The sequence below is a fragment of the Paraglaciecola mesophila KMM 241 genome (genome assembly GCF_000315015.1).
Lineage (GTDB): Bacteria > Pseudomonadota > Gammaproteobacteria > Enterobacterales > Alteromonadaceae > Paraglaciecola > Paraglaciecola mesophila.
Map to the genome: position 1 here is coordinate 1 of NZ_BAEP01000021.1, position 12,751 is coordinate 12,751.

The window sequence follows — 12,751 nt, forward strand, 5'->3', positions numbered from 1 at the left end:
TTTGACCTTAGGTATAGTCAGTGAGATTACCAGTTCATCTGTCCCGACTATAGGTGATGTGACACTCTATATTGGCTTATTCACGTTCTTAGTGATTGTGTCTGCGCTGTCAGTAGGGTTGTATGAATCAAAGTTAAGAGAGACATTCCGCGGCATTATCCGGCGCATATTCGTCAGTGTCGCCCTAGGGTATTTCGTCATGGAAATCCTAGGAAATACTTTTCTTGCCTATATCGATTTGCATCAGTACTTCCTCCCCATTGCCGCAGGCTTGTGTATCGTGGCCTTAGTGATTTTTCGTTACTTCATTAATCGGCTGGGACTACTAGGTTTAGGGCAAACTAAAATAGTGGTCATTGGAGCCGGAGAGCGAGCGTCGATTATTGAAAAGCGCATGCGCCGTGAAGTTGATCGTTTTGGCTTTGAGCTTTTAGGTTTTATTCCGATTCCTGGTGATAACCGTGAAGAGGGAATTCAAAACGAGAAATTAGTTCACGTGAAAGTCGATGAAAATTTTCGCAATTTCATCGCTGATAATGATATTGATGAAGTCGTTATAGCTTGTGACCAAAGGCGTGGCACATTGCCGGTGGAGATATTATTTGATTGCCGGTTACGCGGAGTTGAAGTCACAGACTTACTAGATTTCATGGAGCGTGAAACAGGGCAGATTGTAGTCAATCTTATGTACCCGAGTTGGGTCATTTATTCGAATGGTTTCAATTCACAAAACTATCTTAGAGATGCTTTAGACTACGGAATGAATAGTTTATTGGCATTTGTCGTATTGATGTTCACGTGGCCATTTATGTTGCTTACTGCGCTCATTATTTACTTTGAAGATAATAGTGGTGTAAAAGCATCAGTATTTTACAAGCAAGAGCGTGTAGGACTCAACGGCAAGTTATTCAATATCATCAAGTTTAGAAGCATGCGCCCTGATGCAGAAAAAGATGGTGCAAAGTGGGCCACTACAAATGATGATCGAGTAACCAGAGTGGGGCAATTTATTCGTAAATATCGTATTGATGAGTTACCTCAGTTGCTAAATGTGTTCAGAGGTGAGATGTCATTTATCGGTCCTCGACCTGAACGTCCACAATTTGTTGAGCAACTTATCCGTGAAATCCCCTATTACAATCAAAGGCATAATGTGAAGCCTGGCTTAGCAGGTTGGGCCCAGCTGAATTATCCTTACGGAGCAAGCGTTGAAGACTCCATGGAGAAACTGAAATTTGATTTGTATTACGTTAAACATCAAAGCTTAATGTTAGATATCCTTATTTTAATTCGGACCGTTGAAGTCGTGCTTTTTGGTAAAGGGAGATAGGGATGCCTGTCAAAGGTTTAAATGCGATGACGGTAGATGTGGAAGATTTCTTCCATGTTTCTGCGTTTGAGTCAGTTATTACACCTGATCAATGGAAAGATTATCAGCCGAGAGTGGATAAAAATACCCGCACTCTGCTTGAGATGTTTGCCAAGCATAATGTTAAATCAACGTTTTTTGTGCTGGGTTGGGTTGCCGAAAGATATCCTGAGTTAATTAAAGAAATTCACGCCCAAGGTCATGAAATAGCCAGCCACGGGTATGCTCATAGACGCGCTACAGAACAAACGCGAGAGCAGTTTACGGCTGATGTCACTCGCTCAAAAAATCACCTTGAAGACTTGCTTGGGGAAGCGCTAACTGGTTATCGAGCCCCAAGCTTTTCCATAGGATACAATAATGAATGGGCATTTGAGGTATTAGCTGAACTTGGTTTTAAATATAGTTCTAGCACCTATCCTGTGAAACATGATTTATACGGTACACCAGACTGGCCGCGTTTTGCCTATACGCGTAAAGAAGGCATTATTGAAATTCCAATTCCTACCCATAAAGTGATGGGCCGGCAAACACCGATAGGTGGCGGGGGGTACTTCCGTTTGTACCCATATACTTTGACTAAGTCTTTGATTACTGGCTATCTGAAAAAAGAGAAGCAGCCATACTCTTTCTATTTTCATCCCTGGGAAATAGACGCTGACCAACCTCGTATGACTAACGCACCACTTAAATCAAGATTTCGTCACTATGTGAACTTGAATAAAACCCAAGGAAAACTGGAGCGTTTACTTAATGATTTTTCATGGGATACCATGAAGAGTGTTTATGATATTGATAAAACTAGCTAGGAATAGGACGGAGTCTTTCCAATGAATGATGGAAGTATGCATGCCCCTGAAGAACGTCATTCAACAAAAGGGATTATAGCATTGCTAATTGTTGTCGCGTTTTGGGTGGCTACATTTTGGCAAGGGCTTGTTTCAGCGATTGATATTTGGATTATTTCCGATATTTTTAATCACTGTTTATTTGTGATCCCCGCCAGCATCTATTTTATTTATTGTAAAAAAGAGCAACTCTCGCTTTCTGCCATTAAACCAAATTACTGGGTTTTAATTTTATGCTTTGGTAGCTTAGGACTTTATGGTGTTGGGCTTTCTGGTGGTGTTCAGCTTTTCATGCATATTGCTACATTTACCTTCTTACCCTTTAGCATTTGGTTTCTATTAGGAAATGAGCAAGCTAAAAGAATCTTGTTTCCTTTATTCTTTATTGTTTTTTGTATTCCGGTTGGTGAAGAGTTAATTCCTACGTTGCAAGCTGTTACAGCTGACCTGTCTGTCATGATGTTGCAGTGGGTCAATGTGCCAATTTATCGCAGTGGTTTATACATAGAGATCCCAGAGGGACGGTTTCTAGTTGCGGAAGCATGTTCAGGTATCAGCTTTTTTATTGCTTCGATTGTGATTGGTTCGTTGTATGCCTACATGAATATGCAGTCACGTATTCGCAGGTTTTCGTTCGTATGCATATCCATTTTGTTTCCGATCATAGCCAATGCTATACGGGTGTTTGGAATTATTTTGACCGGCCATTTAACGAATATGGAACATGCGGTCGGCGCAGATCACCTCATCTATGGATGGGTGTTTTTTAGTTTAGTGATCATATGCTTAATAGGGCTGGGCGAGTTAATAAGAGAAAAGTCTTCTGATCTGAAATCAGAAACGCCACTTGCAATCCCCTTCGCATCCTCTAATCAAGTTTATATAAAGGCAAGTGTGACAATATCGGTTGCTATGTTGTTTTTCCTATTCTGGTACCAACTGATTCAAAGCCAATTAGTAGCAGGAACCTCACCTGAGCGTCTCAAAGCATTGCCTTTTACGAGTGCACAAGTAACAGCTAACTGGTCGCCTGAGTTTGTCGATTATTTTGACAAAAATGCTTCTCGATTCATGTTCGAAAGCAAGGCGGTTGATATGTATGCGGTTTGGTACCCTAAAGGACGCGGAGAATTGGTGAGTTTTGCTAATCGTATGTATTTGGAAGACTCTTGGACATTGGAGTCGGTCTATTCAGTCCCTATGAACACAGAGACAGAGATTAACGTTGAGCAAATAGTTAATGCGCGCGGTGTACGCTTGCTTGGGTATTGGTATTTCGTTGATGGTGAGATATTTTCTAATAAAAATCATGCAAAGTTATATGAAATTTATCAAATAATGTTAGGGCAACATTATGGAAGTGGCCTTGTTATGGTCTCAGCAGAAATTGAATATAGTACGTTAGACACAGATAAGGCATGGTTCAGTAGAATGATGAGCAGCAAGTTTAGCGCTATCAATCAAATATTTCCGTAACTACTAATAATATGCAATCTTTCAATTTTGCTAAGCGGCACTTTAATCCCCTTGTTAATCGTTGCTTGGTTTGGGCACAAACCCATGAATGGCGAGGGAAGCATCGTTTTTATGTATGGATGAGTGCACATTTTCCGCAAAAACTGATCCGTTATAAAGTCAAAGAACGTTTCTTTTCTGTCCCGTTAACCGAATTATGTTTTTGGTTGGAGGGTGGGCCTAATAATTACTACTTAGAAGAGTTTATACCCTTCTGCGATTTACTGAGTGACTTAGAAAAGCCTTTTACTCTTTTAGATTTAGGGGCAGATATCGGTACAGTCTCGTCTTTAGTTGCATCTCGCTGCACAAACTTAAATAACATTATTGCTTTTGAGCCAAATCCAAATTCTTTCACTGTACTAGAGCAGAATTTCTCTCAATTTGCGCTCGATGCAATGGCGCTTAATTCAGCGGTGTCTAACTTTAATGGTAAGGCTGACCTTGAAGCTGATATGAGCCGTGCTAACGACCATGAAGGGCAGATAATCAGAGCTGATTCGGGAGCTGTCGATGTCGTCAGTTTAGATAGTTGGTTTAGATTGAATCCTCAGGTGAAATTATGTTCGCGTGTTGTTGTTAAAATTGATGTCGAAGGGCAAGAACAACAAGTGCTTGCCGGTGCGGCTCAGTTGTTAACCAGTGTAGATTCAGTCATTTTGCTGCTTGAAATTCACCCTGACGTGCTGATTAAAACGAACATTACACCCGAAGAATTGTTTCGCCAAGCTGAAGCATTACGAGGGTTCGATTGGTATGTACCTATCGTCTCCAAAGATAAAAAGGTCGATAGAACGACAGCGTTTTTCAAGCAGTACGAAATGAAACAATACGATGTGATCGGTATTTCGATCCCAGTTGAGCAACAATAGATAACAAAGGGAAAGCTATGTTCGGGGTGTATCGGTTTATATTAGCGGTTAATGTGGTGATATATCACGTACTAGACGTCGCTTCTATTGGACCTTACGCGGTTTATAGCTTCTTTGTACTCAGCGGCTTCTTAATGACCATGATAATGAATGAGTCCTACGGGTATTCATTAGATGGTTTTAAGCGCTATGCTTTAAACAGATTTCTTCGTCTTTACCCTGTCTACTGGTGCCTTCTGCTAATAGGTATCTGCATAATACTATTGATTGGAAATGACGTCTCAGGCGTATTTCACGCTAAAATGATTTTACCTAATGACTTTGCAAGTGCGATAGCAAACGTCACTATGATCTATCCTGCATTTGAGCCTGTGACTTATCCAGTGCGTATTTCTCCCGCTACTTGGGCTTTGAGTATTGAAATTGTTTTTTATATTCTTATTGGATTGGGGTTATCAAAGTCACCGGTAATCAGCTCACTTTGGTTAATTTTAAGCTTAAGTTGGGTTGCGGTAACCGTCTACAAATCTGGGTATCTATTTCTAGAATACGGGAACGTAATACAAGCTTCTCTCCCGTTTTCGATAGGCGCATGGATTTATCATTATCAAGCATTGGTGACTAAATTAATTCAGATTATCCGAGGTCGAACGATCGTGTTTCTATATTCAGCAAATATAGTATTTGTTGTACTTTGCCAAATTTTCATTCCTGATAAAGCATGGTTTGTTAGTATGCTAGGAACTTGGGTAAACTTGCTTCTCAGCGCGTTAATGACCATTGTTTTATTCAAATTTGGTGGTCACTATTTTAGTAAAAAAGTGGATAGGTTCTTTGGCGATTTATCCTATCCGGTATACCTATTTCATTGGTCAAGTGTGGCGCTTGTTTCTTGGGTAATAACAGACGACATGAGTAAGGGCCTGTTGGTGTTTCTACTCGGTTTAGGTTTAACTATTCTTGTCTCAATGGCGGTTAACAAATATATCAATGATTACGTGGAGCATATCCGTACGCGCGTTCGAGAGAGAGCGTCCCAATCTACTACAACTACTGCTGATTGATGATTAAAAGTTCATCGGCAGTAACAATATCCGATAAGTTTTTTTTGACTACATTATTGAATAAAGACGCCTGAGCATTACTTCGTTTTTGTATTGGTTTATTCGTGATGTTATCCATGATGACTACATTGCTAGTTTCTTTAAACCGATACTCAATGGCATTGGGGTAACTGTGAGCTAAGTATACTCTGTTGTCGAGCACCTGAGTGTTAGGTGTTTGCTCTAAGATTATACCAACATCTGAACTGGGATGTTCTTTGACTTGATGGACTATAAGGTTATTGATGATAGCGCCCCCTTCAGCAGGCCTACCTTGAAGACCAAACCCTATCCCGCGATCACAGTTGACTATGATATTATTTTCAACAGTGTTGCTTTTAGCGCCGTTCCAAAAATGTATCGCAAATTCAGCTACTCGGTTATCTGGGCTGGCTATATTGCGAAAAATGCTGTTTGCAACCATCCAGCCTCTAGCTCCGTGCGCATCTAACCCACCAATATAATAATTTGGGCCAATTCCGTTGGTGTATTTGAACTCACAGTTATCCACGATACCGTAATCGCTCGCCCTTTTAGAATTGCCCCCAGAGGAAACCTTCACTAATTGTTCAAAGCTGTCCTGTAAAATACAATTTTTCAGAACTGGGAAATCGGCATCTCTTTCGCCTGATATTTGAATTAAATGATTCCCAGCGTCTGATAATTTAATGCCATCTAACGTGAAATGTTTAGCATTAATATTCAGTATGTTTTCTACGGCGCTTCTGTTGCGCATACCATGACCGATGATATGTGTTGAGGATGGATCTATTGGATTGCCAATGAGCCTGATGTTAGGGGCTGAAATCACAACGGTTTTCGAAATTTTATAGGTGCCTGGCGCCAATGCTATATCGGTCATGCCTGACTTGTTGGCTTGATTTATCGCATGATAAAAAGAGGAAATATTATTGACATGAATCACTTTTCTCAACTCTGTAGAGTCTTGGGCTATAACTAATTGAGAAGTAACAAGCATTGAACCAAAGCATGTGATTTTCAGAGCGACTTTGAGCATTTTTAATAGTCTTTTCATAATTCTTGTCCACATCTCATTTTACATTCCCATTTTGATTGCTACCTTTAACTATGACGGTTTTATCAAAATACCAAGTTATTGGTGGGCACTAGAGTCGTTAGCTTATAGTAAGAAATTGAAGTTGTTAAACATATTTAGAGTTAATGGATGCTACTAAATTGAGTAAATGACATGGAGTTAATATGACTAAATCCCTGGCCGTTTTGTACATCAATACACACCATAAAGATGGCTTTTACGTAAAAGAAGCTAACGCTTCGGCAAAAAGCTTTAAAAAATACCTACCCAATGCGAAGTATTATCTTTACACGGACTATGAAAAACCAATAGCCGATTGTGAATTTGACGAAGTGATTCCTTATAAATTCTTCGTTCCGGAACACCTTAAAGACCGTGTTCATTTAAATGGTCAGATGATTGTTAAACATGCCGCAATGCAACAGATGAGCGAGGAGCATGTGCTGCTATTAGGGGCGGATACCTATGCGTTAAAAGAACATGTAACGGGGCTGCCCGATATTTTAGAACACTTTGATATCGCAGCCGCACACGCTCCAGTGAGAATTAATACTGAGCTAGGCAATACTCCCATTCCAGAAATACCTGTTGCGTTCCCTGAACTCAATTGCGATTTGATCTTATATCGCAATTCAACAGAGGTAAGGGATTTACTCTCGAGATGGGCCGAGTTGTATTTGAAAGATAAGTTTAGCCACCCACATGACCAAGGTCTTTTCAGATACTTGGTATACCATTCAAAGTTGAGATTAAGTGTACTGCCACCCGAATGGAATTATAGAGAGCATAAATACAGAGAAGACACCGTCATACTGCAAAACAGGTTCATGCTCGCTGAATACCTTAACCCGAAGAAAAGTATACTAAAGCGCTTGTGGGGCTAAATACCGATTCCTGTTTTCTCGCTACAGGTATTACGTACATGGGCGCATTAATATCAATTGTAATTCAGCATTATTGACCGCTCTGAGTGGTGAAAAAATGATAATATACGAATGTGCTAAATACTCAGTATGGACGAAAGAATGCTATATGTTACGCGTGTACTCACTGTTTTATTGTTTATAAATTTTGTCGCTCTGAATTTTTCATCTATTTGTTTGGCGCTCGACAAAACTCCGAAAAATTTTGCTGATGATGAACATCAACGCTCATCGGTTGCTTCTGTCAAAAACTCCCCAGTGATCCGCTACCCGTTATTTAATATTGAACAGTTGGAATACAAGGGAGGGTTCAGAACAACGGGACGTTTTTATCAAAAAGAAAAGGGAAACTCACTCAATTACTCTGGAGGTGTCTTTACATATAATGCGAAAAATCACTCTATATTCATCATTGGGCATCCAGAATACGCCGCAGTCGCTGAAATTAAGATTCCTCCTTTAGTAGAAAGCTCAAGTGTTGGCGATTTTAACGTCGCTAGTCAATTAATCCAGAGTTTTACACGGTTTCATAAGACAAAACGCGTTGATACAGGTATTCGCAATCATTTTAGAGTGACTGGGTTGGGGTTGGTCGGCAAAGGTCTAATGGTGAACTACATCGACTGGTATGATGCAGGGGGAAAAGAAACAGATACCAGCGTCTTTTTCGATGACGCTTCGGACTTGGCTCATAGTAAAATAAATGGACCTTATCAACTGCAGGGAGCGGCACATTCTGCTGGTTGGATTTCAAAAATACCGACGGAGTGGCAAAAATCGCTTGGTGGAACGCACATAAGTGGTTCGCAACCAAATGCTTCCATCATCAGTAGGCGCTCAGTAGGACCATCAGCATTTGTCATTACTCCTGAAGAAAGTATTTTGCAGCAAGGACAAGGGGGGGTGCCGGCTAGCGGATTATTGGATTTTCCACTAGCAAACTTACTTTACGACAAATCTGCTTACCCAGGGAAAATTTACCCGGATGACATATTAAGAAATGATAATGGTAAAAACCAGCTATGGACGTTTTTGTCTGGGGCCGGGTACGGTTTCATTATTCCCGGCACTAGTACTTATATGACGATAGGTAGATCAGGAGGGCACAAAACTGGAGTAGGTTATAAAATTAAACAGGATGATGGGCGTTTGTGTGGAGGTTACTGTGCAGTATCCGCCGATGATTACTCGAGTTACTATTGGTTATGGGATGTTAATGAGCTTTTGAAAGTGAAATCTGGACTGATTAAGTCCTATGATGTTCGCCCTTATGATTATGGAGAGTTCCCCACACCTTTTAAAGACAAACGCGCTATGGTCAGCGGTGGAGCATATGATCAAGACAGTGGCTTGTTATACCTTTCCATTCCTGGAGCAGACAAACTGAACAAATATTTAAGACCACCTGTTGTCTTAGTTTATGAAATAACCAGTGGCGTAAAAAAATGAGCGATGTTCGCACTCTAAAAGTGAAAATAACGGGGGTTCTAAGCTCCATTTTAATGTTATTTTTCAATTTCCTTATTGGCATTAGTATTGATTTTTAGCGGTTTTTAGTAAAAAATCGCGTTAGTATATTGTCAAAACTCCGCCCTACCATTTTGACTTTTCATTTTGAAAGAGAAAGCCTGAGTAGATGTGCATCAAGTCGTTTAAATCAGTTGTGTGCAACTGAATTGAAAAGAGCAGTCTTTCATGCGTGACATAGTCGTTTTACTAGTATCTCTATCATTTATTTTAGCTGCACTCACGAGCCGTTTTGCGGGAGCTATTGGCTATTGGTGGTTCGGGATTTTTCGTCCACAAGATTGGGTGTGGGGTAATATCAACACGCTTAAATTGCCGTTGATAGCAATCGTGCTATTTGTCATTCCCTGCTTAATACAAGGGCTTTGGCCCCGATTTAGAGACATTATAAGTAAAATATTTTTAGTGTATATCACGCTCACACTGCTAACCCAACTCGTTTCATCATGCTCGCCGATAGGTTTTAGGGCTGAGTACTTACAGCAGTTTTGTATTCTGATCTTCGCGATTCTTTTGACTATACGAGTGACAGATTCGGAGCAACGATTCTGTTGGTTGGTTGCTATCGTCGGATTTTCTTTAGCGTTTCATGCAGGTAAAGCGGGTTTGTTGGGCATGCTTGGCATGGGAGGGACCTATTACGGAGCTGCTACCATGAAAGGACTTTTCAGTGGCAGTAATGGCTTCGCATTTGGATCGGCAGTTTTGTTGTTTTTCAATATATTCGTGATTCGAATGGCTTACGCAAAAAATGCGATGGAATACCTGCCTAGCATTATTCGCAAAGAATTTACTTTGAAGATGATAAAGCTGGGCGGTCCGATTGTATGTTTAGGGATCATTTACAATGTAATCACGTTGTTTTCACGAGGGTCAGCGTTGGCAATGTTCATTGGTTTAATGATGTGGTTTAGTCTCTCAAAACTCCTGAAATTTAAACATGTTCTTGCGTTCAGTCTTGCAGGTTTGCTAGTACTTTCTGTCGTTGGTTTGCCTGAGGGATATGAGGCAAGATTAGCCAGCGCATTTGCTGATGAAGAAGAATTAGATGGTTCGGCAGCATCTCGCCCGCATTTTTGGAATATAGCATTAGATATGGTGGCAGATAACCCTTTAGGTGTAGGGCCCGGTTGTTACAATACCTATTACAATATTTATGATGGGTCGTTTGGCAAATATGGTTTTTACAGGACGGTGCATAGTGCTCACTTCGAGGTTTTATCCGAAATAGGTTATTTAGGTTTACTGTGCTGGATATTGTTGTACATAGTGTCAATCGTAAAGCTATTTAAAATAAGAAAAATAGTCAAAAATAAAGTTGAACAAAGCGACAGAGATTACTTTTTTGTGAACGCAGCCAATTTCTTAATTGTAAGTATTATCGTCTTTTTTATTGGTTCATCGTTTTATGCAATGGCATACAACGATATCATTTGGTTACTATGGGGGTTGACCGCTATTCTTATCACCCTATTTGACGGATATACATCCCCAGCTAAGTTAGAAAAGAAAGGAAAGCAATGATTATTGATGCTAACACCCTGTTGGAAACACAGGAACACCGATTTCAGTATTGTATTCTCGGCGGCGGTGTAGCTGGTATCACACTAGCAAACGAATTATTAGCCAGTGGAAAATCGGTGTGTATTGTTGAAGGGGGTGATGAAACGTTCACCATGGAGTCGCAAAGTCTTTATGCCCCAACTAAAAAGCCGAAGACGTATGAGGATACGACATACAATAGACTGCGGTTTTTAGGAGGTTCTAGTAACCATTGGGAAAATAGCACCTCAGAATTCAAGCCCAGTGACTTCAAAGTTAAGTCGTGGATTGAGCATAGCGGATGGCCTATTGAATATAAAGATGTTCAACCGTTTTACAAGCGTGCTGCGCAATATTGCGGCACAGGAACTGATGGTTATGAAACGAAGTACTGGGCAAAAACGCTAGATAAAAAGGATGTTCTGAGTGACTCTACCATGATTGGCTCAAACATAGTGAAAGCCGCTATACCGCCTGTGCACTTTTTTGCAAAGCATGGTCAGTCACTTGTCGAAGCAAGTAACGTGACAATCTTCAAAAATGCTAACTTGACTGATTTAGAGTTTGATCAAGCATCATCAATAGTAAAACAAATAGTCTTTACTAATTATTCCGGTGTTAAGCAATTAGTGACTGCAGACAAATTTATATTATGTCTGGGCGGTATTGAAAACGCGCGCTTAATGCTGGTATTTAATGAGAAATACGAAAACTCACTTGGTAATTCATCAGACTGTGTTGGCAGATACTTTATGGATCACCCAGTGCTAAGAGCAGCAAAGCTCTATCCTGAAGACAAAGATAAATTGTCGCTTTACACTATGAGGAAGGAAGTAGGTGACCGTCTCCTCAATGGGTTTATTGAGATCAGTGAAGACGCATTGATCTCCAAAGAACTTAGTAATATTAGAGTGCCACTTGCGCCTGCATCTCATTATGTTATTTCGGAAGGCATAGAGTCTTTCCATGTACTTGGAACGGCTTGGGATGACAAAGAGCTGCCGGATAATTTTGGGCAACATGTGGTGAATGTGTTGTCTGACATCGACATGGTGACAGAAGCTATCTCAAGAAAAGCGTTTGGCGATAAATTGTTTGATTACTCCGAAGATTTCGGAGGGTATGATTTGCCAATCATGATTGAGCAAACTCCCAAACGCGACAACAGAGTCTACCTTTCTGATGAAGTCGATGCCCAGGGCATGAAAAAAATTCTAATAGATTGGACTTTGCATGACGACGATATTGCTCGTATGTGGGGCTCGCTAGAAGTGTTAGGTAAAGAGTTAGGGCGTCTTGATTTAGGGCGTTTAAAAGTAATGAGAGAATACGAAGAGCGTTTACGGACCGACAAACTCTTTTTCAGCCATCATCATATGGGAACAACGAGAATGGCAGATAGTCAAGAAAGTGGAGTGGTAGATCGAAATTTGAAGGTATTTAACACTCAGAATTTTTATATCGCTGGAAGTTCAGTATTTCCTACTGGGAGCCACGTTCCTCCTACATTGACTATAGCTGCGTTGACGATCAGGCTAGCCGAGCATCTCCTAGAGGAAGTGTCTGTATGAGCACACAAAAAAAATTAACACAAATAAATACCGCCAGACGAAAGCTTTGTATTTTTTCAGGAATACTACCTTTTACTGCTAGTGCTCAATCGAAGCTGCTTTACTCAGGTACTGACGACAAAAGTAGAGTTCTAGAGCCTTCAGCTAAGAACCACTATGCAGAGTTTTATAGTGCTTGGATGACCCAATTTGAACAAAATCCTTATGAGTATATTGAGCTGCGTAACCAAGAGCATGGAATGATGAAAAGTTCAGAGATAGTCAAGCACGACTTTGCGCAAGATAACACGGTTGAACTGGGCAGCTTTATATTGAGTAAGTATGAAGCGGCGGTAATCGCACATATCGGCTCTTACGCATAGTGTTTACGCGGGATAATATCCTAAAGAAGTTAAGATGTTTTTGTGTGGTATTTCGTACAAAA

General features: G+C 40.5%; 11 protein-coding genes. 10 read left to right on the forward strand and 1 reads right to left on the reverse strand.

Annotation, left to right across the window (positions count from 1 at the left end):
- The 5 genes from GMES_RS04670 to GMES_RS04690 all read left to right on the forward strand — a co-directional run.
- A partial coding sequence (locus tag GMES_RS04670) for a TIGR03013 family XrtA/PEP-CTERM system glycosyltransferase (protein WP_039986586.1) occupies positions 1-1,330 on the forward strand: 1,330 nt, incomplete at its 5' end.
- A gap of 2 nt (positions 1,331-1,332) precedes the next feature.
- Complete coding sequence (locus GMES_RS04675) at positions 1,333-2,178, forward strand: XrtA system polysaccharide deacetylase (protein ID WP_006991432.1); 846 nt, start codon at positions 1,333-1,335, stop codon at positions 2,176-2,178.
- A 21-nt stretch (positions 2,179-2,199) separates the two neighbouring features.
- Positions 2,200-3,693 carry an exosortase A gene (xrtA, locus tag GMES_RS04680; RefSeq protein ID WP_006991433.1) on the forward strand — a complete coding sequence of 498 codons (1,494 nt, stop codon included), beginning with the start codon at positions 2,200-2,202 and terminating at the stop codon, positions 3,691-3,693.
- A gap of 11 nt (positions 3,694-3,704) precedes the next feature.
- A complete protein-coding gene (locus GMES_RS04685; protein WP_033186309.1) occupies positions 3,705-4,604 on the forward strand; it encodes an FkbM family methyltransferase in 900 nt (299 codons plus the stop codon).
- Between the two features lie 17 nt (positions 4,605-4,621).
- On the forward strand, positions 4,622-5,668 hold the full coding sequence (locus GMES_RS04690) for an acyltransferase family protein (RefSeq protein ID WP_006991436.1): 1,047 nt from the start codon (positions 4,622-4,624) through the stop codon (positions 5,666-5,668).
- On the opposite strand, the gene GMES_RS04695 is transcribed toward GMES_RS04690, so the two are convergent.
- Positions 5,655-6,743, reverse strand: a complete 1,089-nt coding sequence (locus GMES_RS04695) for a right-handed parallel beta-helix repeat-containing protein (RefSeq protein ID WP_226990245.1) — start codon at positions 6,741-6,743, stop codon at positions 5,655-5,657. The two genes, GMES_RS04690 and GMES_RS04695, sit on opposite strands and share 14 nt — an antisense overlap.
- Before the next feature lie 185 nt (positions 6,744-6,928).
- Between GMES_RS04695 and GMES_RS04700 the strand changes: the two genes are divergently transcribed.
- The 5 genes from GMES_RS04700 to GMES_RS04720 all read left to right on the forward strand — a co-directional run bounded on the left by GMES_RS04700 (position 6,929) and on the right by GMES_RS04720 (position 12,689).
- Positions 6,929-7,648, forward strand: coding sequence for a hypothetical protein (locus tag GMES_RS04700; protein ID WP_006991438.1), 720 nt, complete (start codon positions 6,929-6,931; stop codon positions 7,646-7,648).
- A 141-nt stretch (positions 7,649-7,789) separates the two neighbouring features.
- Positions 7,790-9,136, forward strand: coding sequence for a hypothetical protein (locus tag GMES_RS04705; protein ID WP_006991439.1), 1,347 nt, complete (start codon positions 7,790-7,792; stop codon positions 9,134-9,136).
- 246 nt (positions 9,137-9,382) lie between these two features.
- On the forward strand, positions 9,383-10,738 hold the full coding sequence (locus GMES_RS04710; RefSeq protein ID WP_006991440.1) for an O-antigen ligase family protein: 1,356 nt from the start codon (positions 9,383-9,385) through the stop codon (positions 10,736-10,738).
- Positions 10,735-12,327 (forward strand): GMC oxidoreductase, encoded by a 1,593-nt coding sequence (locus GMES_RS04715; RefSeq protein WP_006991441.1) that lies wholly within the window; start codon positions 10,735-10,737, stop codon positions 12,325-12,327. The genes GMES_RS04710 and GMES_RS04715 overlap by 4 nt, the downstream gene beginning before the upstream one ends.
- Positions 12,324-12,689: a hypothetical protein gene (locus GMES_RS04720; RefSeq protein WP_006991442.1), complete on the forward strand. Its 366-nt coding sequence runs from the start codon at positions 12,324-12,326 to the stop codon at positions 12,687-12,689. Before GMES_RS04715 ends, GMES_RS04720 begins: the two co-directional genes overlap by 4 nt.
- Positions 12,690-12,751: the final 62 nt, after the last annotated feature.